The sequence below is a fragment of the Ereboglobus luteus genome (assembly GCF_003096195.1).
GTDB lineage: Bacteria > Verrucomicrobiota > Verrucomicrobiia > Opitutales > Opitutaceae > Ereboglobus > Ereboglobus luteus.
On sequence record NZ_CP023004.1, the window covers coordinates 253,892 to 277,866 of the forward strand.

Genomic DNA, 23,975 nt, shown 5'->3' on the forward strand with positions numbered 1-23,975 from the left:
TCCATCATGACAGAAATAATACACCATTTCTCACCTCAGCGCTCAAATCCCGAGATTCTGGAAAAAATCCTTGTCCAACGTCAAACCCTGCTGTCCGACAGCGTGGCCAAAGTGCGCGAAAGCGTGCTTACAACCAATAAACACCACTTGCTTTTTGTCGGCCCTCGCGGATCTGGCAAGACGACCATGATTGCCCTGATCCATCATCGCCTCAACACACAGATCGAACTTGCCGACCGCCTTCGATTTGCCTGGCTTAATGAGGACGAAACCAGTTCGAGCTTCCTGAAACTGCTCATTCGCATCTACCGGACTCTCTCCGCTCGTTATCCCGATGAATTCCCGTCCGCCATTCTTGATGAGATCAAAAAACACAAGCCGGATGATGCGCTGGCCATCCTGCAAAAAAAAATCACCAAATATTTAGGCGCGCACACTTGCGTGCTGCTCATTGAGAACCTCGGCGACTTGCTGAATGCCATGCCCGAGGCCGAACGCCGCAACTGGCGTGGATTTATGCAGAACAATCCGGCCATTGCCACCGTTGCCACATCCCAGCATCTGGTTGCCAGCCTGTCACAACACGATGAGGTTTTCTTTGGCTTTTTCGACACACACCACCTTTCCCCGCTCACGTCGGAAGACGCCCGCCAGCTTCTTAAAAATCTTGCCCTACATGGCTCGCCCTCCGCGATACGCAGCGATAAAGACGGAAAGCAACTGGCCGATTATCTCGACACGCCCCAAGGCGCGGCCCGCCTTCAAGCCATTCATCATCTCACCGGAGGCAGCCCGCGCCTTTACTTGATTCTCGCCGATTTTCTTACCCGCGAATCGCTCGACCAACTCGTGCCCGCGTTTGAAAAAATGGTGGATCAACAACTCACTCCATATTATCAGGAACGTCTTCGCTGGTTGTCTCCCCAGCAACGTGAAATTGTGGAATACCTCTGCCAGGAACAGCATGCCATTGTCCCGGTTAAAACCATTGCCGAGGCATTATTTGCCGAGCACGCGAGTATTTCCGGGCAACTCAAAAAACTTCTCGAGCTCGGCTACGTAAAAAGAACACCCGATGGCCGCGAATCTTACTACGAGCTTGCCGAGCCGCTCATGCGCCTTTCCTTCCAAGTCAAGGACGTGTCACATCACGATTCCAGCGGCATGAATCCACTGCGCCTTATTGTGGACATGCTTCGCCTCTGGTATGGGCAGCAGCAACTGGAGACGCGCCTGCAACAGGCGCCGATTGGCTCCGTCGAACGGGCATATCTAAATGCGGCTTTAAACACATGCCGCCACTCGCCGGAAGGAGCGATAGAAAACACAGCTCCGCGTGTTCTCCCATCAGAGCAAAAGCAACCGGAATCAAAAAATGAAAATGTTCCGCGTGAAGATACTTGGGTATATCGGGGAGATGCTCTCGATAAAGATGCAGAGATTGAGAAACTGACCAAAATCATCAGTTCGCCTGCCACATCACAAAAAAAATTAGTTGTGGCATTATCTAGACGAGGTGCGTGTTATTATTTCATTGGCGCTTATGCTAAAGCTCTCGCTGATTATGATCAGGTTATAGACTTGGATTCCTTGGCACAACCGCAAATACTGATGGATGTATTTTTCTATCGCAGCCTCATTTTATCGAATGCACCTGATAAACATCTTCAGGATTTTTATCGATTTATTGGATTAAAAAATGCCAATACCATCTTCATCTCAGATGAATCCACAGGGCTTTTATGGAGTAAAAGGCTACTGGATACACTACTTTCTTTCAAAAAACTACAGATTGGCGTGAGCAGATTGCTCGTTTTGTCACCTCATGGGGAAATTTGAATTTGTGTGCCCAGCTTGGAACAGCACTCGTAAATCATTTGGAAGATCTTCAACAGATCAGACATCAAGCTCTTGATGATTGGTTGGATGCGTTGGTAGCAGCTTCCAGAGATTACCCTATACTGAACACGCCACTTCACATTTTAAAGGTTGGTATCGATTACATCAAAACCAAAGACCAAGGAGTGTTACTTCAACTGCCACAAGAACAACGCAAGCTCATCCGGAACATATTGAAAATTCGAAACAAAGAGTAAGTTTTTTTTAATATACTCTTTTGCAGATTCATATTGCCTCAGGCATTCTTGAATTGCATTACTGTTTTGCGTGACGCACGTTTGTTTATATAATCATAACATCGCGTCCGGCGCGGCGTTTTTTTTCGCTCCTGGTCTTGAACACGCGCAGCAGGAAAAACAGGCTTGGGAATATAATGCAGCTGCCGACCAGCAGGGCGAGCATGAGCTGTAGCTGCGTGGCGCGCGGCGCGGCGACCTCGTAGAAACTCACCGGCCCCTCGGTCGTGATTATTGCGTTGGGCGCGTAGAGCAGCCACCAGCCAAGAAGGATCATTGTGACCTGCCCGGCGGCGACCACGCGGGCGAAAACAACATTGTGCAATTTTATAAATTTCCAAAGCGCCACGAACAAAAGCACGGCAATCACGATCGCCGCAATCGCGGCGGGGCGCTCAAGAAACAGGGCGAAGAGACTTTTTGCCTCCAGCAGCGACGCGAGAAACACCACGCCGCCGGCGATAAACACACACACATTGGAAATCGCCGCCCTCCGAATGAATAGCCTCTCGAGTTCGGGTTCATTGGTCTCGCCCACCATATACACACTCGCCAAAAACGCGAAGATGCACGTCACGAACAGCCCCACGCAAAACGGATACAAGTCGAGCCAAGGAAGAATGTAGGCGTCCACCGCGCCGACCTCGCCGGCCGCGCGCGCAAGGGGGATTGTGCCGCGGTTCAGCGTTCCCGCAATAATGCCGAGCCACATCGCGGTCCACAGGCTCGAGCCGCCAAAAAGTATCGTGTAAACGCGCTGCGTTTTTTCATCCTGCACGGGATCGTAATGGCGAAAACTGAATGTCGCCCCGCGCACGACAATGCCGACGAGCAACGCAAGCAACGGCACGTGCAGCGCGGTCATGAGCGTGGTGAACGCGAGGGGAAATCCCATGAACAAAATCACCACGATCAGGATGAGCCACACGTGGTTCGCCTCCCACACAGGCCCCATCGCATGATTGATTGCGCGCGTTTGCTCACGGCGCAGTTTTTTGGAGCGCATGGACAACAACTCAAGAATGCCCGCGCCATAATCCGAGCCGCCGAGCAGCACGTAAAGCAGGAGCGAAGCGCCGATGAAAAAGATAAGGATGTGTGTCATGGCTCAGGCTTTCGTTGAGGGTTCCGTGTCATCGAGCCGCTTGTGCATGCCGCGCACCTGCCGCTTGAAAAGCCAGACCACCGCGACGGTGATGATCGCGTAGAGCACAAACAACAAATACAAATGATACTGCATTCCGGGCACCGGCGTGACGGCGTCCTTGGTCCTCATGACGCCTTGAATAATCCAGGGCTGCCGTCCCACCTCGGTCACGACCCACCCGGCCTCGATGGCGATAAACCCGAGTGGCGCGCAAATGATGAGCGCCTTCATAAACCAGCCCGGCCATCGTTTCTTTTTCAGGAAAACGAAATAGAGCACGGCCATCAACGCGAGGATGCCGCCGATGCCAACCATCACCTGAAACGCGAAGTGCGTGACAACCACGGGCGGCCAGTCCTCGCGCGGAATTTGGTCGAGCCCGGTGACCGCGGTGTTGAAATCGTTGTGCGCAAGAAAACTCAACGCGCCGGGGATCTCGATGGCGTAGCGCACGGTTTGCGTTTCCACGTCAGGAATGCCGCCGATGATGAGCGGGGCGTTTGTCGTGGTGACAAACAGCCCTTCCGCCGCGGCGAGTTTGGCGGGCTGGTATTCCGCGACGCGCTGCCCGGCGAAGTGTCCCGAGAAAGGCATGAGCAACGACGCCACCGCGCCAAAGGTGAGCGCAATTTTGAGCGCGCCCAAATGCATCGGCCTCGCCTTGCCGCGCAAATAAAACGCGGCGTGAATGCCCGCCACCCCGAATCCCACGGCCTGAAGCGCGGCGAGCTGCATGTGAATTGTCTGGTGAAGCCACGCCTTGTTGAACATCGCGGCGACGGGGTCGATGTTGATTGCCGCGCCCTCCACCCAGTCAAATCCGGCGGGCGTGTTCATCCAGCCATTGGCCGCGACGACAAAAATCCCCGAGGTAAAACCAGCGATGCCGACGACGAGCCCCGTGGCCCAGTGCAGCCACGGCTTCATGCGCCCCCAGCCGTAAAGGAACAACCCGATGGCAACCGCCTCGACAAAAAACGCCGAGCCCTCCCACGAAAACGGCATGCCGAAAATCGGTCCCGCGTGTTTCATGAAGCCGGGCCAGAGCAGCCCGAGCTGAAACGCGACCACGGTGCCCGAAACCGCGCCCACGGCAAAAAGAATGGCGACACCGCGCATCCACATTTTCGTGAGCTCGAGATGTGCGGGGTCCTTGGTTTTGAGCCATCGCCAGTGGGCCGCCGACATGAAGAACGGCATGGTCATGCCAATCGACGCAAAAATGATGTGAAATCCCAGTGAGAAAGCAATCGTGGCGCGTGCAGCAAGTAGGTCGTCCATGATGCGCCGGATATTGCCGCCCAAACAGCCTCAGGTAAACCCCTTTTGCATGCACACGGCCGGTCAAAACGTTTTTTACAAAGGTTTTTTAAAAATTGGGATGGATAGCGGGTGAAAAAACACACAAAGCGATGCCTGCACCTTTGACCGCGACAACAAATTCCTAACAGGCATACACTAAAGGAACATTCGAAAAATCGCCCATATTGTAAGGAGAGTATCTTGCGCTCCACGAAAAAAGCAGAATGGTCCCGTTGTTTTTCAATTTTCAAGCTGCCCTAATCTTGGAGTATGAATGTAATAAAATGCCCAATTGGCATGAGGCAGCATATCAATAGAAAATATCCAAGCATCCGTATGCGTGAAAACAGCATTTTGTTTCCCAAAAACTTATCCTCATTAATTTGCCGGATCAAAAGCATAAAAGCGATAAGCCCGGGAATCGGGCTCGTTGCCATACTGACAACATAAAAGCTGATGATTATTGAGGTCAATGCGTGCCTATGCTCCAAAAAACCAATTGGCCCCAAAATCAACATGGGAATCCAGAATCCAAGTATTGGAATCGCAGCCGCAATCGAAAGCCTGGTGAGCCAACTGCCTTGTTTATTCTTAACGAGGACGATCTCTTGATCTTGGTTTGTTTGATATGGCGGCATTTTTTAACGTCTTTGGGCGCCTACCAGAAACGAACCATGCTTATTAGAATTCCTGCGCTGCACGTGAGAATTGGCGAAATTGAAATTATCAATAAACTAAATCCCAAAGCGCCAATACCGGAAAAACGAACACTCCCGTCTATTTTGAAACGCCGCCTCAACGCAAACCATGCCATGGGCGCAACGACTGCGGAAAAGATATACATTGGAAACGCAAAAAGGAATACAATGCCACCACGTCCGTCTTCTGGATCGTCATACAGTCTAAGAAAAACCAGAGGAGCCCAAAACCCGGCCAATGAAATAATCGATGCATATGCCAGCCTCATTACGCACGCGATCTGCTTGTTCTTTATAAGAAGCCACGGAAGCCGCCCTTCCCTTTCAGGGGCCATGTCCCGTTGGACGTATTTTGGTAAAGCAGGGGCGGCATCGTCAATACGTCTAGACTTTGACCGTATCATCCGGCCAGTCGATCAGCATGCCGGCGTCGCTGGTGGCGAGTTTGCAACCTTCCTGTTTCGCGATTTGCACCTGCCAAATATCCATAAAGGCATGTCGAACATCGTCCCGCAAAGTAGACGATCAGCCGAACAATTCGCTGTGGGTGTTGATGCGCGTGAAGACAATCGTGTCGCCTTCGATTTTGTAGACGAGCACCATGTCGCTGCGCAGGTGGCAATCCCGGTGGCCTTTCCAATTTCCAACAAGCGCGTGGTCGCGGTAAACGGGCGGCAACGGCTGCCCGGTCACAAGAAGGTCAAACAGTTTCTCGAAGTCGGATTCCAAGCGCGTGCCCTCGATGCGTCTGGCGTAATCCTTTCGGAACTGCTTGGTGAAATTGTAATTCATTTCGACTTAAGCGCGGCAAAAAAGTCTTTCTTGCTGGCGTAGGCGGGGCGTTTCGCAAGTTCATCCGCCTCGCGCATGGCGGCGCGGGTGGTGGCGTTGGGCATTTCGCGCGCGACAACATCAAAGGGCAGGCGGCCATTGCGCTCAACCTGCGCGAGAAACATGTTGATGGCTCCGGTGGCATCGGTGCCCATTTCATCGAACAGTTTTTGCACTTTTCTCATGCGCTTGGCGGGCACGCGAATGCGAATCTGGGTTGTCTGTGTTGCGGTTACCATGATGGCTCAAAATGTCTCAATTTGACTCAGTGTGTCAAGCTGAGGTATTGCGCTTGGAAACGCGTGCATTGCGTTGTGTTTTCTAAAAATCACACTCCCAGCATCAGCAGCGCGGGGTCTTCTATGGCTTGTTTTACTTTGACGAGGAAGGTGACGGCTTCCTTGCCGTCCACGAGGCGGTGGTCGTAGCTCAAGGCGAGATACATCATCGGGCGGATAACCACCTGGCCGTTCATGGCGACGGGGCGGTCGTTGATGGCGTGGAGGCCGAGGATGGCGCTTTGCGGGGTGTTGATGATCGGCGTCGAGAGCATCGATCCGAAGATGCCTCCGTTGGTAATCGTGAACACGCCGCCTTCGAGTTCGGGGAGCGTGATTTTGGCGTCGCGGGCTTTCCTGGCGAGCGCGGCGAGTTGTTTTTCGATATCGGCCAGGCCGGCTTTGTCGCAGTCGCGGAGGACGGGGACCATCAGGCCTTTTTCAGAGGATACGGCGACGCCGATGTCGTAGTAGTTGTTTTGGATAATCGTGTCGCCGTCGATCTGCGCGTTGATTGCCGGGACGGTTTGCAGGGCGTGGACAACCGCCTTTGTGAAAAATGACATGAAGCCGAGTTTGATGCCGTGGCGTTTCACAAAGTCGTCCTGATATTTGGAGCGCAGGGAGATGACGGCGGACATGTCGCATTCGTTGAATGTGGTGAGCATCGCGGCTTGGTGCTGCGCCTGCACGAGGCGTTCGGCGATGCGTTTGCGCAAGGGCGACATTTTCTTCCGAGTCTGCCGCTCGGAGGGAAGAACTGAAGAACTGAAGGTTGAAGGCTGAGGTGGCGCGGGCGGCGTCGATTGGGATTTCAGGCTTTCAGCCTTCAGCGCTTCAGCCTTTCCCAACATGTCGGCTTTTGTCACGCGGCCGTCCTTGCCGGTGCCTTGGATGGTTGCGGGGTCGATGCCGGTTTCGGCGGCAAGGCGCTGGACCGCGGGGGATGCGGGCGGGGTGCCCGTGTTACTCGACTTCACGGGCGAGTCGCCCGCGCCACTCGATCCGGGCGTCGATTGTGACGCTTCCACGGAGGTGTCGATTGTGGCGACAACCTGGCCGATTTTTACCTCGGCACCGTCGGCAACCTTGAGCGCGATTTTGCCGGCGGCTTCGGCGGTCGCCTCGCTTGTTATTTTGTCGGTTTCGAGTTCGAAGATCGGCTGGTCTTGTTTGACGATCTCGCCGTCGGCCACATGCCACTTGGCAAGGATGCCGCTGGTTATCGATTCGCCCACGGGCGGGATTTTGACTTCGATGAGACTCATAGGGTGATTGGGTGAAAATTGGTTAACCACGGAGGACACGGAGAGGCACGGAGGTGGAATTGGTTTTGGTTGGGCATTCTTTGCATTCGCTGTGTTTCCCCGTATTCTTCGTGGTTGATTAAGGTTTCTGTTTTATAAATTAAACGCGTCGCGCAGCAGCATGGTGAGTTCGCGTTTGTGCAGGGCGAGGGCTCCGACGGCGGGGCTGGCTCCGGGTTTGCGGCCGGCGTAGGTGGCTTTGCGTCCGAAGATTTCCTCGAGTTGCGGCGCGATCCATGTCCACGCGCCCATGTTTTGCGGTTCCTCCTGGCACCAGACGAGGTGGCCGCCGTGGCCGTAGGTGTCGGCGAGTTCGGCGATGCGGTTGCGGTGGAGCGGGTAGAGTTGCTCGATGCGCAGGATGACGGTGTCGGTGATTTTGTTGCGCGAGCGGTAGTCGCAAAGGTCGTAATAAACTTTGCCGGAGCAGAGGATGATGCGGCCCGGCGGGCGGTGCGACGTGGCTTCAATTTTTTCCCCGGGAGACGCGCCGGGGAGCGGGCAGGATTGCCAGTCGGCCCACGCGGGGTCGTCGAGGATTTCCTGAAAACCGCCTGTATTGAAATCTTGGATACGCGAGACGGCGGCGGGATGGCGCAGGAGGGATTTGGGCGACATCACGATGAGCGGTTTGCGAAAGTCGCGTTTCATCTGGCGGCGCAGGAGGTGGAAGATTTGCGCGGGCGTGGTGGGATTGGCGACTTGGATGTTGTTTTCGGCGCAGGCTTGGAGGAAGCGTTCGAGGCGGGCGCTGGAGTGCTCGGGGCCCTGGCCCTCGTAGCCGTGGGGGAGCAGGAGCACGAGGCCGGTGCTGCGCTGCCATTTTGACTCGGAGCTGACGATGAACTGGTCGATGGCGACTTGCGCGCCGTTGGCGAAGTCGCCGAATTGCGCCTCCCAGATGCAGAGCATTTGGGGGTAGTCCATCGAGTAGCCGTATTCGAACATGAGCACGGCGGCCTCGGAGAGGAGCGAGTTGTAAACGCAGAAGCGCTCCTGGTCGGGCGAGAGGTTTTGCAGCGGGATGTGGCGCGCGCGCGTTTCCTGGTCGTAGAGGACGGCGTGGCGGTGCGAAAATGTGCCGCGTTCGCAATCCTGTCCGCTCAGGCGCACGGGCGTGCCTTCCACGAGCAGCGTGCCGAGCGCGAGCGCCTCGCCGTAGCCCCAATCGACGGGGCCGTCGGCGGCGAGCGCTTTCGCGCGGTTGTCGAGCAGGCGCTTGATTTTTGAGTTGATGCTGAAACCGTCGGGAATGGTTGTGAGGGCGCGCGTGACTTTTTCGATGAGTTCGCGCGGGACGCCGGTGGCGACGGGCGTGTGTTTGTAGGGTGGCTGGAAAACGGCGTTGGAGCCGCGGAAGCGCCGGGTGGCCGGATCGTATTCCTCGGGCGGGCGCGCGGCGGCGGCGGCCTCGGCGGCTTTTGCTTTTGCGAAGGCGGCGTCCATCGCGGCGGTGTATTCGGCTTGGATGGCGGCGCTGTCGGCGGCGGTGAGCGTGCCCTCGGCTATGAGTTGTTTCGTGTAGATTTCGGAGACGTGCGGGTGCGAGGCGATGCGCCGGTAGAGCGTGGGTTGCGTGAACGCAGGCTCGTCGGACTCGTTGTGCCCGTGGCGGCGGTAGCAATACATGTCAACAAACACGTCGCGATGAAACGTCTGGCGGAATTCGAGCGCGAGGAGCGCGGCGAGGCAGACGGCCTCGGGGTCGTCGCCGTTGACGTGGAAGACCGGCGCGTCGACCATTTTTGCGAGGTCGGTGCAGTAGCGCGTGGAGCGCGCGTCGTCGGGCATCGTGGTGAAACCGATCTGGTTGTTGATCACGATGTGAACGGTGCCGCCCGTGCGGTAGCCGGGGAGTTGGGAGAACTGGAGCGTCTCGGCGCCGATGCCCTGGCCCGCGAGCGCGGCGTCGCCGTGGACGAGAAGCGGGATGACTTTGCCGCGCGCCTCGGTGTCGCCGCGGATGCGCTGGCGCGCGCGCGTCTTGCCCTCGACGCCGGGGTTCACGATTTCGAGGTGCGAGGGATTTGCCGCGAGGCGCACCTCGACTTGCGCGCCGGAGGATGTTTTTAAAATCGCCCCAAACCCGAGGTGGTATTTCACGTCGCCATCGCCCGCGACGGTGTTGGGCAGATAGTTTTCCGAGAACTGCTCGAACAAAACGTCGAAGGGTTTTCGCAGGATGTTCGCGAGCACGGAGAGGCGTCCGCGATGCGCCATGCCCATCACGATTTCCTCGACGCCGAGCGAGGGGCAGCGCTCTATTATCGCGTCGAGCGCGGCGATGAACGTCTCGCCTCCCTCGAGCGAGAAACGTTTTTGGCCGACGTATTTTGTGTGGAGGAATTTTTCGAAAAGCTCGGCCTTGTGGAGCCGCCGGAGAATGCGCGTTTTCTCGGCCTTGTTGAACGCGGGCTGGAAATGATTCGGCTCGATCGCCGACTGAATCCAGCGGCGCACCTCCGTGTCCTGAATGTGGATATACTCGACGCCGATCGTGCCGCAGTAGGTTTTTTGCAGCGCGGCGATCAGGTCGCGCAAACGCATCCGCCCGCCGTCGAGATAGTGGCCGACGTCAAACGACTCGTCGAGGTCCGCCCCGGCCAGCCCGAACTCGGCGGGCGAAAGGCGCGACGCCGGCCCGGGCGGCGGCGAGAGCGGGTCGAGATGCGCCTGCAAATGCCCGATGCTGCGGTAGTGGTAAATGAGCGAGTGGACTTGCGATTGCTTGAGCGAGTCGATGGCCGGCTCGCCCGCGAGCGCGGCGCCGATTGACGCGGGCGTGGCCGCCGCGCCGTTGCCGAGCATGAAGCCTTGGAAAAACGCGCGCCATGTGGGATCGACCGAATCGGGATCGTCGAGCCAGCCACGGTATGCGGCCTCGATCAAATCGGCATTCGCGCGCGTCGGAAATGAAAGCGGGTTCATTGCTGAATTGTTTTGAGCGAACGATACACGCGCGAGTTCCGCGGCTCAAGATGAAAGGGGCGCCGCAACATCGCCGCGCCCCGCACCGTGTTTGACCGTTAGTAATGGATTGCGCGCAGCTCCATTAAGCAGCGTAATCCAACGCAAAATATCGCCATCCGCTTCATACAAAACATACGAGACCACCGCATCATGAGCGCCGACAAACACACGCGAAAAATTCCGACCGACGGCGGACGGGACCTCACGCAAAACGTCTTCGCATCGCTTTCGGGTTTGGAAAATCTGAAACCCACCCCCGCATCCACGCCAGCGCCACAAGCATCTCCGTCCGCAACCCCGGCCAAGGCCACCGCGCCCGCAAAAAACCGCGGCCGCGTTGACGTGATTCGCGAAAAAGCCGGGCGCGGCGGCAAGACCGTCACGGTCGCGCGCGGCTTCACCGGCATCGGCCTCCCCGAAAAAGAGGCGCTCGCCAAAAAAATGCGCGCCGCCTGCGGCACCGGCGGCACGGTCAAGGACGGCTGCATCGAAATCCAGGGCGACAAGCGCGACGAAGTTGCGCGCATACTCGCCAAGGCCGGCTTCCGTCCGGTATTCGCCGGCGGCTGAAAATCGAAGGCCACATTTTCTTTCAACAACGGTCCTATCCATCCCGGCAGTCTTATCCGAAAAACATTTTCCCATGTCACAACGCCATCTCCCCGCGCTCGCGCTCTCTCTGCTGTTCGTCCTCTCAGCCCTTCAGCCTTTCAGCCCTTCAGCTTTTTCCTCACCCCTTCCCCCGCTCGACACCGTCACCACCGAACGCTACCCCGACGCCGATTCCGTTCTTGTGGACGAAATCATCCGCACCCGTTACGCCGCCGACGGCTCGGCTTTCACACGCGCCGAAACGTTCGTGAAAATCCTCACCGAAAAAGGCCTCCGCGAAAACCGCACCCACAGCATGGCCTATAATATTTTTTACGAAAACACCGTCGTCACACTCGCCCGCATCATTCACCCCGACGGCACGGCCACGCCCATCGACATCGCCGCCAACACAAAGGAAATGACCAACCGCCGGTCGATGGCCGCAAACATCTACGACCCGAACAACAAAATCCTCACCCTCGCCCTCCCCGGCCTCAAGGTCGGCGACACCCTGCACATCGTCAAGGAAACCACCACCAAGCGTCCGCGCATGAAAGACACCTTCTGCGACTGGCAATCCTTCGAGAGCACCAGCCCGATCATCCGCAGCACCTATGAAGTTCGCGGCCCAAAGGACAAACCCCTCGCAGCCACCGCCATCCTCGACAAAAACGACGACACGCTCACCGCCGCCACCCGCATCGAGGGAGATGAAATCATCCACACATGGACCGCTCGCAACGTCCCCCAGGCGTTTCCCGAACCCTCGATGCCCGCCTTCTACATTTGCACGCAACGCCTCCTCGTCAGCACCGTCGCCACTTGGGAGGAAGTTTCCAAATGGTATTCCTCCATCTGCGAACCTCACCTCGCCAGCACGCCCGAAATCGACGCCAAGGTCGCCGAGCTCATCGCGCCGCCCGCCGGCTCCACAGCGCCGCTCACCGACGACGAAAAAATCCGCCGCGTCTTCCGCTTCGTCTCGCAGGAAATCCGCTACATGGGCATCACCCTCGAAAAAGATTCGCCCGGCTTCGAGCCCCACGACGTCAGCCTCACATTCAACAACCGCTATGGCGTTTGCCGCGACAAGGCCGCGCTCCTCGTCACCATGCTCCGCGCCGCCGGCTTCGACGCCGCGCCCGTCCTCATCAACGCCGGCCCGCTCGTTGATCCCGAGGTCCCGAAAATTTATTTCAACCACGCCGTCACCGCCGTCCGCCTCGCCGACGGCACCGACATCCTCATGGATTCGACCGACGAAAACACCGCCGACCTCTTCCCCAGTTACCTCGCCAACAAAAGCTACCTCGTAGCCCGCGCCGAAGGCGACACACTCCGCGTCTCGCCCGTCGCCCCGGCAGAGGAAAACATGCTCCGCGCCGCCACGCGCATCACCATTGCCGACGACGGCTCGGCCACCGGCGACATCACGCTCGACTTCAGCGGCATCAACGACAACGCCTACCGCGGCTCATTCGCCCGCGCCAAGCCCGAGGACATCCGCCGCTGGCTCGAAACCCTCCTCAAAAATCAAATCCCCGGCGCCACCCTCACCGCGCACGAAATCACCCCGCGCAACGCGATGGACACCACCCGGCCCCTCCACGCCGCGATCTCCTTCTCGGCGCCCGACTACTTCACTGTTGCCCGGGAAAAAACCATTCTCAACACACCCTGGTTCGGCGCCGACTTCTCCATCGCCTCGCGCTTTCTCGGCAACGGCACCGCGCTCGCCAAACGCCGCTTCCCCCTCGAAATCCCCTACACCTGCGGCCTCGACGAAACGCTCACGCTCAACCTCCCGCCGCGCATCGGGGATACCCTCGCCCTTCCCGACGAAACCCGCGTCGAACTCCCCGCCGTCACCTACGAAAAAACTTTCACGCGAAACAAAAACGTCATCACCGGCAAACTCGCCATGCGCCTCCGCGCCCCCGCGTGGCCGCGGGCGAACCCTACGCGCAACTCAAGGACGCCCTCAAGGACATCGAGTATTCCGACCGCCAGTCCCCCGTGCTCGCCGCCAAATCCAAAACGCAACTCACCCCCGACATCCGCACCCTCAACAACGAACTCACCATCACGCTCGACGACGCGCACAACTGGACGCGCCGCCGCGCCGTCCGCAAGCAAGTGCTCACCTACGCGGGCAAAAAAAATCACTCCGAAATCAAGCTCAACTACAACCCCGTCTGGGAAACCGTCACGCTCGACCACGCCACCGTCACGCTCAAGGACGGCGGCACGCGCACCGTCTCCCCCGAGGAAATCAACATCATGGACGCCCCCTGGGTTGCCCGCGCCCCGCGCTACCCCGCCGCAAAAACCATGGTCATCTCGCTCCCCGGCGTCGAGGAAGGCGCGACAATCGACACCCAAATCACCACCACCCACAAAAACAAACCCTGGTTCGCCCTCTCGCAGTCCTATTTTGGTTTCGATCCCATCGACGCCTACACATTCACCCTCAACACCGCCGCCGGCGTAAACCTCTCCACCAACCCCGCGCTCGCCGCGCTCGCCGATTCCCCAGCCGAAAACCAAAATCCGAAAACAGGAACCCGCTTCCGCGTCAGCGGCTCCCGCACCGCCTCGCCCCGCGAGGGAGCGCTCCCGCCCCGCTCCTATCTCGGCCCCGTTTATCAAGCCACCACGCTTAACAACCCCGCCGATTATGCCCGCCTCATCAACGACGCCGTCGCGCCCCTCGCCGAACCCACCGGCGCCGTTCGAGCCAAGGCCGCCGAACTCACCGCCGCCGCCAAAACCGAAACCGACCGCGTCGTCGCCATCCGCGATTACATTGCCCGCCACGTCCGCAACGCCGGCCCCAATTTTACCGATCTGCCTCTCTCCTGCCTCACGCCCGCCGAAAAAACCCTGGCCGACGCCTACGGCAACACCGCCGACCGCGCCATCCTCCTCGCCGCGCTCCTACGCGCCGCCGGCCTCGAACCCGAATTCCTCCTCGCCGCCTCGCGTGTCACAAAATTCTATTGGCAGGAAGACGACCTCTTCCCCGCCGATTCCTTCAGCCACCTCGCAGTTCGCGTCCAGGCGGACGGCGAAACCTGCTACCTCGACCATCTCAGCCTTTACGCCGACCCGCACGCCACCTCGCTCGAGGATTGCATGGTCATTGCACTCGCCACCGGAAAAATCGAAACAATCACCCCCGCGCCCAAATACCAAACCACCAGCCGCACAGACTGGCAAATAATCCTCTCCCCCGAAGGCGACGCCGCGGTCACATTCACCGCGCCCCACTACGGCGCCAACCACGAAAGCCTCAAGCGCCGCTTCACCGAAATGACACCCGAGGACCGCGACCGTTATCACCAGTCGTGCATGACATGGATTTCGCAAGCCGCCCAACCACGCGGCGGCTTCGAGACCAACCTCGACTATCCCGCCACCTATTCGTTCTCCGCCGACGTCGCCCGCTACGCGGTCCGCAGCGGCGACTACCTCTACTTTCAACTCCCCGCCGCCTCAACCTCGCCCACGCCCGCCGGCCCCGACACTCGCATCCACCCCCTCTTCGCCACCGCGCACCGCGACTCCACAATCCAGTGGACAATCACGCTCCCCGAAGGTCTCGAAGTCGAAGCCGCCCCCGAAAACCTCTCATGGACCGGGCCCGGCGACTACGGCCATGTCGCAGTCACCACGGCAACCAAACCCGAAAACGCCCGCACCACACTCACGATCACGCAAACCATCAACCTAAACCCCGCAGTGATCCCCGCCGCAAGCTACTCAACCCTCCTCGAACTCAACCGCCGCCTCAGCCAACCCAGCCAATGGCGCGTGCTACTGAAGAAAATTAAGAAGTAAGGGTTAAGTTTCGAGCGGGAAGACATTCCGTCGTTAATAGGCAAGAACCAAGGCCTCAAAAAAGCCTCCCCTTCCCCGCATCACTGCGATAGCTTTTTCGCGCACCCACATAATCCACCCGCCACTCCCCCATTCACATCCGCTACTCACCACTCGCTGCACTTCCTCCCCGCCATGCACCTCCGCCGCCTCGCACTCGCACTCCTGTTTTCACTCTTCACCCTTCCCCCTTCACTCTTCGCGGCAAACCGCGCCGCGGACTGGCGCGCTGTCGCCGACGCACAAAAAGCAGGCCAGCCCAAAACCGCCTCCGCCGCGCTCGACAGTATTATCACCAGCGCAATCGGCGATAAGGCCTACCCAGAAGCCCTTCGCGCAATCCTCATCAAGGCACAAGCCGACGCATCCGTTGAAAACCGCCTTAACCAAGCCGCCGCCCAAATCCGCACTCTCACCACATGGCTGGCCGACGACCACGCACCCGCGCTCCCCGCGTCAATGCGTCCGCTTCTCGAAGCCGCGCTCGCGAAACAATGGTGGTCGTATTATCAGGCCAACCGTTGGCAGCTTCTTCAACGCACTCAAACCTCCGAGCAACCCTCCGACGATTTCCTCACATGGGACGCCCGCCGCGTTCTCGCCGAAACCGCATCACACTTCGAGGCCGCCCTCTCCGATCCTGTCACGCTCCAAAAGACACCCATTGCCAAACTCGAACCTCTCCTCGCCAAAGGCGAACTACCCGACACTTACCGCCCCACCCTCTACGATTTCCTCGTCCACGAAGCCATCGCCTTCTACAGCGCCGGCGAACAGGGCGTTTCCAAATCTGAGGATGCTTTCGAACCCGCTCCCGATTCGCCCATCCTCGGCACACTCGAAGAATTTCTGGCATGGAATCCCGGGAGCGCCGAGCCCAAGCCCGGCTCAATTGTAAGCCAAAATCAACAACCTGAAAATACCACGGACGTCTCACCCGTGCCACGCAATCCCACCATTCGCGCCATCCAGCTCTACCAGCAACTCCTCCGATTCCACCTCGACGACCCGCTCCCCCAACTCGCCCTCGCCGACGCCGAGCGGCACCGCATCACTTGGGCCATCAATCTGCTTGGCAACCAAGCGACCCCGTATGTGGAGTCAACGTTTCGGGCATTTATAAAACGCTGGGAAAAGAATCCCGTAGCTGTGGCCGCGTGTCTTGGCCTTGCTGGGCATTTTCAAGAAAAAGACAACCTCGTCGCGGCTCGAGCCGTTGCGCTCGAAGGCGTCAAACTTGATTCCAAAGCTCCAGCTGCAAACCATTGCCTGAATCTTGTTGCTGAAATCGAGTCACCTGAACTCGAACATATCGCAACTGAATACACATGGGCCGAGCCATGGCATGGCATCAGAGTTCGCTATCGCAACCAGGACAAAATCCATTTTCGGGCAATAGCATTGGATTGGAAAGACATGATCACAGGCAAAATTCCCGAACCTGACGAACCTGAGTTCAAGCTCAGCAGCCGCAAGCCGGCACTGGCATGGACTGCCTCGCTCCCCAAAACCACCGACTATCGTTTTCGCAATGAAAACATTCCAGCTCCTCGAAAATTGAAGCCCGGCCTTTATCTCATTGCTGCCAGCTTAAAAAAGAATTTCTCCGATAAGAATAACCGCATCGACGCCGCTGTTGTTTGGGTAAGTGATCTTGCCATCGTCATTAATTCATCGAACAACGGAGCCGTTTCAGGATTTGTTGTAAATGCGACATCAGGGGAGCCGGTTTCGAAAACAACGGTTTCCGTCTGGCGCGACGACGATACCACGCCGGTTTGTAGCACGACAACGTCGTCTGACGGCTCGTTCATATTTAACCCGCCATTGGCAACCCGTATTCATCTCGTGGCGCAGGCAAAAAACGGTCACGCCATTGCCACATTTCAAGATGGCATTTATGTTAGTCCCCCGGCTAATAATCCGCCCAAGGCATCATCCACGGATTACGTGTATTTTTTTACCGACCGCTCCATTTACCGTCCCGGCCAATCCATCCAGTTTAAGGTAATCGCCCTGCGTCTCACGAATGATGGTGAAACCAAAACCCTCCTGAAAAATCGCGAGTTATCAATCCTGCTGGTTGATCCAAACGGCAAGACCGCCGGTCATATGAAACCTCACACGAACGGTTTTGGCTCAGCCAATGGCAGCTTCACATTGCCTGCCGGACTCCTCCCCGGTGCATACACCATCAGGTCCATCGGCACGGAGATGGGAAACACTTCGATCAGCGTCGAGGAATATAAACGTCCAAAATTCGAGGCATCCATTGAGGCACCTGAAATCGCCGCCAAACTTGAAGACACCGTCACTCTTGCCGGTGCCGCCACATCCTACACGAGCGCCCCCATCGACGGTGCCAAAGTTTCCTGGCGAGTCCGGCGGATTGTGCGCTGGCCGCGCTGGTGCTGGTGGTTTGTTCCTCCCTCGACAAACAACCAGGAAATTGCCCACGGCGTCGCCACCACCGACCATTTCGGCAAGTTCACAATCCAATTCACCGCCCTCGCGGACAAATCCGTCGATCCCAAGAACGAACCTATTTTTGATTATGCTATCTCCGCGGAAATAACCGATGGCACTGGCGAAACGCGCGATGCCAGCCGCATCATCTCGGTAGGTTATACCGCGCTTGCAGCGGACATCACGACAGACACTTGGCTGACCACCGAAAAGGCCATTCCCTTCGCAATAAAAACAACTTCGCTTGATGGCATCGCACAATCTTCAAAAGGAAGAATATCAATTCATCCATTAGAACAGCCGGAAAATATCACTCAACCGGAAATCCCCGGCTACCATTATTCCTGGTTCGCTAGAATATCGACATCCATCGAAAAAACAGCCCTGCCCGCTTCCGACATCCGCGGCTGGCCCGAAAAACCGGCCATCGAAAAGAAGTCTTTTGTCACGGACGCCAAAACAGGATTGGCGGAAATAAAAGTCAACCTCCCTGCAGGCATCTATCGTGCGATTCTTACCACACACGACCGCTTTGGAAAAACAATCACCGCCCGCACTGAGTTCCGCGTCATCGACCCCGAGGCAACCCAACACAATATAAAGGAGGCGTTCTTTTTGGCCGCACCCAAATGGGAGGCCAATCTTGGCGATACCTTTACCGCATTGTGGGCATCCGGCTACGAAACTGCCCGAGCCTACATCAGCATCGAACAAAAAGACACCGTAATTAAGGCCTTCTGGACTGACGAGGGTGCGACCAGTCAAAAAATCACGCTCCCCATCACCAAAGCCATGCAAGGAGGTGCAACTCTTCGCATTTTTCAGTATCGTGACAATCGTCTCATCACGCGAAATCAAAACATAGCTGTTCCTCTTGACAGCACATCCCTGAAAATCTCATGGGAGCATTTTAACTCAAAACTCATTTCTGGCGGACGCGAAACATGGACTGCGAAAATCACAGCCCCCAATAACATGCAAACAGCCGCTGAAATGGCTGCGACACTCTATGACGTTTCCCTCGACCAATTTCGCCCGCACAACTGGCCTGAAACACTCACAGCCCAAGGATCATATAAATACACCCGCAATCGCTTCACCTCACGAACCAACACCATCGCAAATTTTGAAGAAATAGATGATACTCTTGATGGGCCTGAAACTCTGTCAGCCACACCGCTAACTTACTGGCGGTGGCGTCACGAAATGCGATTTCATAGTGACATTGTCGTGCTGGATAAATTTGCAGTGACGGAAGATCGCTCGGGAAGTGCAAGAGCGAATACCTTCATGCAGCAAAGTGCAGATGACGGTTTCGTAAGAGTCGGCGGACTGGATCCAAAGTATGCAGGCTTTAGCATGGACGGTTTTACTTTGGCCAGTGCAGGTAATTTTCAAAAGGCAGTCAGATCCACCGATCAATTCGGCAGCGCCACTGATGAACGCCAGTCCGTGCGGCCAACCCCCGATCAAACTGCATTGACTAAGGAATCCCAACCCGACCTGACCGCCGTGACCGCGCGCAAGAACCTTAACGAAACGGCTTTCTTCTTCCCGCAACTCCTCACCGATTCGGACGGCTCCGTGCGCATGGAGTTCACCGTGCCCGAGGCGCTCACGCGCTGGAAGTTCCTCGGCTTCGCGCACGACAAACAACTGCGCTCCGCAATCCTCACCGACACCGCCGTCACCGCGAAAGACCTCATGGTGCAACCCAACCCGCCGCGCTTCCTGCGCGAGGGCGACACCGTCGAGTTCACCGTCAAAATCACCAACATGACGGACAAGCCGCAAACCGGCTCCGCCCAACTCAGCTTCGCCGACGCCAGCTCTCTCGAAGCCGTAAATCTCTTCACCGGCTCAACTATAAACAGTGAACAGAAACCCGTAAACTTCAGTTTGGGCGCAAACAGCTCCCAAACGCTCTCCTGGCGCATCACCATTCCCGACGGCCAGGGTTTCCTCACCTACAAAGCCGTCGCCTCCACCGGCGCGGTCAGCGACGGCGAGGAGGGTTTCCTGCCCGTCCTCAGCCGCCGCCAGCTCGTCACCGAATCCATCACGCTGCCCGTCCGCGACAAAGGCACTTACACCTTCCGATTCCCCAAGCTGGCCGAGTCCGAAACTTCAGCCCTTCAGTCCTTCAGCCCTTCGCCACGAATCCCTAACCGTGCAAATGACCAGCAACCCCGCTTGGTATGCCGTGCTCGCGCTGCCCAACCTCATGGAATACCCGCACGAATGCACCGAGCAACTCTTCAACCGCTACTACGCCAACGCCCTCGCCGCGCACATTGCCAACTCCGACCCGAAAATCGCGCGCGTCTTCGAGCAATGGCGCAACACCCCCGCGCTCGAATCGCCCCTCCTCAAAAACGAGGACCTCAAATCCGTGCTCATCGAGGAAACCCCGTGGCTGCGCGACGCCACGCGCGAAAGTGAAAACCGCCGCGCCATCGGAAATCTCTTCGATGCAAACCGCACCGCCGCGCAAACCCAGGCCATCATCGCGCAACTCGCCGAGCGCCAGATGAACGACGGCCTCTGGGCATGGTTCCCCGGCGGACGCGGCAGCGACTACATCACCCGCTACCTCGTCGCCGGATTCGCGCGCCTGCGCCACTTCGGCATCCCGCTCGACAACCGCGCCGACACCATGCTCAAGCGCGCCGTCACCGCGCTCGACGCCGCCCTCGCCAAACACCACGCCGAGCTCATCGCCACGGAAAACTTCAACCCCGACGACAACCACATCCGCAGCGCCGACGCATTCCAACTCTACACACGCAGCTTCTACCTGAAGCAAATCCCCATCCCCGACACCGCCCGCGCCGCCTACGACTTCTACACCGCGCAAGCCCGCAAACACTGGCTCTCGCTTCCGCGCCAATCCCAAGGTCACGCCGCCCTCGCGCTCGCCCGCATGGGCGACACCGCCACACCCGCCGCCATCGTCACCTCGCTCAAACAACACGCCAAAAACCACGACGAACTCGGCATGTATTGGGCCGACACCAACCGCGGCTGGTTCTGGTGGCAGGCCCCAATCGAAACCCAGGCGCTCATGATCGAAGTCTTCGACGAAGTCGCGCGCGACACCCAAGCCGTCTCCGACCTCCAACTCTGGCTGCTCAAGCAAAAACAAACCCAAGCCTGGCCCAGCACCAAGGCGACCGCCGACGCCGTCTACGCGCTGCTCCTGCGCGGCGCCGACAAACTCGCCTCCGACGCCCTTGTCACCGTTTCACTTGGCGGCAAGAAAATCGCCCCTGCCCAATCCGAAGCCGGCACCGGCTATTATCGCGAACGCATCCCCGGCCCCTCGATCACACCGTCAATGGGAGAAAAAATCACCGTCACCAAAACCGACGCCGGCCCGGCGTGGGGCGGCGTCACCTGGCAGTATCTTCAAACCATCGACAAAATCACCCCGCACGAAGGCACGCCGCTCACGCTCAAGAAAACCCTCTGGAAACAAATCAACACATCGAGCGGCCCAACCCTCGTCGCGCTCGACAAAACCAAGCTCGAACCCGGCGACACCCTCATCGCGCGCATCGAACTGCGCACCGACCGCGACATGGAGTTCGTGCACTTGAAAGACCAGCGAGGCAGCGGCACCGAGCCGGTCAACGTCCTGAGCGGCTACCGCTGGAAAAACGGCCTCGGCTATTACGAGAGCACGCGCGACACCGCCACGCACTTCTTCATGGACTGGCTGCCCGCCGGCACGCACGTGTTCGAGTATCCGGTGCGCGTGCAACTGCGCGGCGTCTACGAAAGCGGCATCGCCGAAATCCAGTGCATGTATGCGCCCGAATACAACTCCCACTCCGCCAGCACCACCCTCGTCGTCGAATAGGAAAACTCCATCGCGGAAACGCGGAAGAGCGGAAGCACGGAATCAAACTCCCTTCTGATTTTCCGCGCTTTCGCCCTTCCGCGATTAAAACCGGTTTCAGCCGTGCCATTAAGAAGTGAAGGAGGTCAGGTTTTCTGACTTCTTAAATCTTAAATCTTAATTCTTAATTCCCACGTGCTAGCCCACCTCGCAATCCTCGCTCCCGGACTCCTCGGCGCATCAGTCGCCAAGGCCGCCCGCGCGCGCAACGCCGCGCGGAGCATCACCATCTGGGCGCGCCGCCCCGAAACGCGCGACGCGCTTCGCGCCCAACCCTTCGCCGACACCATCGCCGATACGCCCGCCGACGCCGTTCGCGACGCCGACCTCGTAGTGCTCGCCGCGCCCGTTGAAAAAATCATCGAACTCGCAGTGCAAATCGCCCCCGCGCTCAAACCCGGCGCCATCGTCACCGATGTTGGCAGCGTCAAGGCCCGCATCTGCCGCGAATGCGCCGCCGCCATGCCGCCGCACGCGCTCTTCATCGGCTCGCATCCCATGGCCGGCAGCGCAAAAAGCGGCTGGGAAAACGCAGATGCCAGCCTCTTCGAAAACTGCACCACCTTCGTCATGCAGCCCGAAAACGAGCTGCAAGTCAGCGCATTCGCCTTCGCACTCAAAGTCGCCTCAGTGTGCGATTTTTGGGACAGCCTCGGCGCCACCCCTGTCATCGTCACGCCCTCGCAGCACGACGAAATTGTCGCGCACATAAGTCACCTCCCGCAAGCGCTCGCCACCACGCTCGCCGCGCTCCTCGCGAAAAAAAATCCCGAGTGGCGCGACTACGCCGGCAACGGCCTGCGCGACACCACGCGCATCGCCGCGAGCGACGCCACCATGTGGGTTGATATCTTTCAACAAAACCGCGACGACATCCTCCGCGCCCTCGACGCCTGCCAGGCCGAGCTCGCAGCCTTCCGCGACGCCCTCGAAAAAAACGACTTGCCGCAACTCCGCGCTCGCCTCGAAACCGGCAAACAATTCCGCGACGCGTTATGAACCCGCTTCCCGCGCAACTTCCCGTCATTCCGATCACGCGCCCCGTCTCCGGCGAAATCACGCTGCCCGGCTCGAAAAGCATCACCAACCGTGCGCTCATCCTCTCCGCGCTTTGCGACGCCCCCGTCACGCTCACCGGCGCGCTTTTCAGCGAGGACACCGCGCTCATGATCGCCGCCCTGCGCCAGCTCGGCCTCGAAATTGAAACCGACGAACTCGCCCGCACAATTCGCGTCTCCGGCCAATCCGCGATTCGCAATCCGCAATCCACATCCATCGATATTCATGTTGGTCTCGCCGGCACCGCCGCCCGCTTTCTCACCGCGCTCTGCGCCGCCGCGCCGCGCGGCGTGTATCGCATCGACGGCGTTCCGCAAATGCGCAAGCGCCCCATGCGCGGCCTGCTCGACGCGCTCACCTCGCTCGGCGCCGACATCCGTTTCCTGGGCGAACCGCATCACTTTCCCGTTGAAATCCACGCGCGCGGCCTGCGCGGAGGCCCGGTCGAAATCGACGCCACGGAAAGCAGCCAGATGCTCTCCGCGCTCCTCATGATTTCGCCGCTCTGCGAAACCCCGCTCGACATCCGCCTCTCCGCCCCGTGCGCCAGCCCTTCGTTGAAATGACGAAAAAAATGATGGCGCAATTCGGGTTAAAAAACGCCGCGCAAACCCACGGGCTGGAAGCCCGTGCCACCGCCTACGCCATCGAGCCCGACGCCACCGCCGCCAGCTATTTTCTCACGCTTCCCCTCGTCACCGGCGGCGCGCTCGCGCTCAACGCCCTTCGCGGTCCCGGCTCCGACAGCCTGCAAGGCGACACCCGATTCGCCACCGTCCTCGCCGGCCTCGGCCTCGGTATCCAAGAAACGGATACATGCCTGATCGCCAGCGCCGCGCGGCTGTCCGCCATTCCGCATTCCGCAATGTCGTCCCGCCCGCCCGCTATGCGGGCACCCAGTCGGAACGAGCCTTCTGCTTCGCATCAGACCATCGCCTCTGGCGATGCCATCTCCGCGCTGTCACGCTCCGTCCGCACTCCACATTCTTACAATTTCAACGAATTCTCCGACACCTTCCTTACCCTCGCCGCCATCGCGCCGCTCCTTCCTCATCCCGTGCGCATCACCGGCATCGCGCACACGCGCAAACAGGAAACCGACCGCGTCGCCGGCATGGCGCGCGAACTCGCGCGCCTCGGCCAGCGCGTCATCGAAACCGAGGACTCGCTCGAAATCCACCCGCGCCCGCTCCTCGCCGGACAAACCATCGACACGTATCACGACCACCGCTTCGCCATGAGCTTCGGCATTCTCGGCTGCCACGACCTTCACGGCGACGGACGCCCCTGGCTCACCATCGACAACCCCGCTTGCTGCGCGAAAACCTTCCCTGATTTTTTCGAGCAACTCGAAAAAATCAGGGAAAAACTGAAAGGCTGAAAGACTGAAGGGCTGAAAGAAAAACAA

At 58.5% G+C, this 23,975-nt stretch carries 15 protein-coding genes and 1 pseudogene; 9 read left to right on the forward strand and 7 right to left on the reverse strand.

Features of this window, described 5'->3' with window-relative positions:
• The first annotated feature begins 6 nt into the window (after positions 1-6).
• Positions 7-1,839, forward strand: coding sequence for a hypothetical protein (locus tag CKA38_RS01090; RefSeq protein ID WP_152032599.1), 1,833 nt, complete (start codon positions 7-9; stop codon positions 1,837-1,839).
• 342 nt (positions 1,840-2,181) lie between these two features.
• Here the strand turns inward: CKA38_RS01090 and CKA38_RS01100 are convergent, their stop codons facing one another.
• The 7 genes from CKA38_RS01100 to CKA38_RS01135 all read right to left on the reverse strand — a co-directional run bounded on the left by CKA38_RS01100 (position 2,182) and on the right by CKA38_RS01135 (position 10,626).
• The gene (locus CKA38_RS01100; RefSeq protein ID WP_108823856.1) at positions 2,182-3,240 is read right to left on the reverse strand and encodes a cytochrome d ubiquinol oxidase subunit II; all 1,059 of its coding nucleotides are present in this window, start codon (positions 3,238-3,240) and stop codon (positions 2,182-2,184) included.
• Positions 3,241-3,243: 3 nt separating this feature from the next.
• Entirely contained in the window at positions 3,244-4,563 is a 1,320-nt protein-coding gene (locus CKA38_RS01105; protein WP_108826335.1) for a cytochrome ubiquinol oxidase subunit I, read from the reverse strand.
• Positions 4,564-4,841: 278 nt separating this feature from the next.
• Positions 4,842-5,222 carry a hypothetical protein gene (locus CKA38_RS16110; protein ID WP_108823857.1) on the reverse strand — a complete coding sequence of 127 codons (381 nt, stop codon included), beginning with the start codon at positions 5,220-5,222 and terminating at the stop codon, positions 4,842-4,844.
• 585 nt (positions 5,223-5,807) lie between these two features.
• Positions 5,808-6,074 (reverse strand): type II toxin-antitoxin system YafQ family toxin, encoded by a 267-nt coding sequence (locus CKA38_RS01120; RefSeq protein ID WP_108823858.1) that lies wholly within the window; start codon positions 6,072-6,074, stop codon positions 5,808-5,810.
• Positions 6,071-6,352, reverse strand: a complete 282-nt coding sequence (locus CKA38_RS01125; protein WP_108823859.1) for a type II toxin-antitoxin system RelB/DinJ family antitoxin — start codon at positions 6,350-6,352, stop codon at positions 6,071-6,073. The genes CKA38_RS01120 and CKA38_RS01125 overlap by 4 nt, the downstream gene beginning before the upstream one ends.
• Before the next feature lie 89 nt (positions 6,353-6,441).
• A complete protein-coding gene (gene odhB, locus CKA38_RS01130) occupies positions 6,442-7,659 on the reverse strand; it encodes a 2-oxoglutarate dehydrogenase complex dihydrolipoyllysine-residue succinyltransferase (RefSeq protein WP_108823860.1) in 1,218 nt (405 codons plus the stop codon).
• Positions 7,660-7,791: 132 nt separating this feature from the next.
• Positions 7,792-10,626, reverse strand: a complete 2,835-nt coding sequence (locus CKA38_RS01135) for a 2-oxoglutarate dehydrogenase E1 component (protein ID WP_108823861.1) — start codon at positions 10,624-10,626, stop codon at positions 7,792-7,794.
• Between the two features lie 192 nt (positions 10,627-10,818).
• Here CKA38_RS01135 and CKA38_RS01140 point away from each other — a divergent pair, with 192 nt between their 5' ends.
• The 8 genes and pseudogenes from CKA38_RS01140 (at position 10,819) to CKA38_RS16640 (ending at position 23,948) form a co-directional block, all read left to right on the forward strand.
• The gene (locus CKA38_RS01140) at positions 10,819-11,238 is read left to right on the forward strand and encodes a translation initiation factor (RefSeq protein WP_108823862.1); all 420 of its coding nucleotides are present in this window, start codon (positions 10,819-10,821) and stop codon (positions 11,236-11,238) included.
• Positions 11,239-11,311: 73 nt separating this feature from the next.
• Positions 11,312-12,406, forward strand: a pseudogene (locus tag CKA38_RS15845) (DUF3857 domain-containing transglutaminase family protein); the annotation flags it as partial.
• 992 nt (positions 12,407-13,398) lie between these two features.
• The gene (locus CKA38_RS01150; RefSeq protein ID WP_161554649.1) at positions 13,399-15,102 is read left to right on the forward strand and encodes a DUF3857 domain-containing protein; all 1,704 of its coding nucleotides are present in this window, start codon (positions 13,399-13,401) and stop codon (positions 15,100-15,102) included.
• Between the two features lie 174 nt (positions 15,103-15,276).
• Entirely contained in the window at positions 15,277-20,049 is a 4,773-nt protein-coding gene (locus CKA38_RS15915) for an alpha-2-macroglobulin family protein (RefSeq protein WP_202863939.1), read from the forward strand.
• An 895-nt stretch (positions 20,050-20,944) separates the two neighbouring features.
• A complete protein-coding gene (locus tag CKA38_RS16115) occupies positions 20,945-21,469 on the forward strand; it encodes an alpha-2-macroglobulin family protein (RefSeq protein ID WP_236919237.1) in 525 nt (174 codons plus the stop codon).
• 174 nt (positions 21,470-21,643) lie between these two features.
• Complete coding sequence (locus CKA38_RS01160) at positions 21,644-22,507, forward strand: prephenate dehydrogenase (RefSeq protein ID WP_236919085.1); 864 nt, start codon at positions 21,644-21,646, stop codon at positions 22,505-22,507.
• On the forward strand, positions 22,504-23,133 hold the full coding sequence (locus CKA38_RS16635) for a 3-phosphoshikimate 1-carboxyvinyltransferase (protein ID WP_108823866.1): 630 nt from the start codon (positions 22,504-22,506) through the stop codon (positions 23,131-23,133). Before CKA38_RS01160 ends, CKA38_RS16635 begins: the two co-directional genes overlap by 4 nt.
• On the forward strand, positions 23,109-23,948 hold the full coding sequence (locus tag CKA38_RS16640) for a 3-phosphoshikimate 1-carboxyvinyltransferase (RefSeq protein WP_152032601.1): 840 nt from the start codon (positions 23,109-23,111) through the stop codon (positions 23,946-23,948). Before CKA38_RS16635 ends, CKA38_RS16640 begins: the two co-directional genes overlap by 25 nt.
• The last annotated feature ends 27 nt before the right edge of the window (positions 23,949-23,975 follow it).

Excerpts from the sequence above, each read along its gene's own strand:
- CKA38_RS16115 (WP_236919237.1), top strand. The coding sequence starts at position 20,945 with ATGGGAGAAAAAATCACCGTCACCAAAACCGACGCCGGCCCGGCGTGG.
- CKA38_RS01105 (WP_108826335.1), bottom strand. The coding sequence starts at position 4,563 with ATGGACGACCTACTTGCTGCACGCGCCACGATTGCTTTCTCACTGGGA.
- odhB (WP_108823860.1), bottom strand. The coding sequence starts at position 7,659 with ATGAGTCTCATCGAAGTCAAAATCCCGCCCGTGGGCGAATCGATAACC.
- CKA38_RS01135 (WP_108823861.1), bottom strand. The coding sequence starts at position 10,626 with ATGAACCCGCTTTCATTTCCGACGCGCGCGAATGCCGATTTGATCGAG.
- CKA38_RS01125 (WP_108823859.1), bottom strand. The coding sequence starts at position 6,352 with ATGGTAACCGCAACACAGACAACCCAGATTCGCATTCGCGTGCCCGCC.
- CKA38_RS16635 (WP_108823866.1), top strand. The coding sequence starts at position 22,504 with ATGAACCCGCTTCCCGCGCAACTTCCCGTCATTCCGATCACGCGCCCC.
- CKA38_RS01100 (WP_108823856.1), bottom strand. The coding sequence starts at position 3,240 with ATGACACACATCCTTATCTTTTTCATCGGCGCTTCGCTCCTGCTTTAC.
- CKA38_RS01090 (WP_152032599.1), top strand. The coding sequence starts at position 7 with ATGACAGAAATAATACACCATTTCTCACCTCAGCGCTCAAATCCCGAG.
- CKA38_RS16110 (WP_108823857.1), bottom strand. The coding sequence starts at position 5,222 with ATGCCGCCATATCAAACAAACCAAGATCAAGAGATCGTCCTCGTTAAG.
- CKA38_RS01140 (WP_108823862.1), top strand. The coding sequence starts at position 10,819 with ATGAGCGCCGACAAACACACGCGAAAAATTCCGACCGACGGCGGACGG.
- CKA38_RS01120 (WP_108823858.1), bottom strand. The coding sequence starts at position 6,074 with ATGAATTACAATTTCACCAAGCAGTTCCGAAAGGATTACGCCAGACGC.
- CKA38_RS15915 (WP_202863939.1), top strand. The coding sequence starts at position 15,277 with ATGCACCTCCGCCGCCTCGCACTCGCACTCCTGTTTTCACTCTTCACC.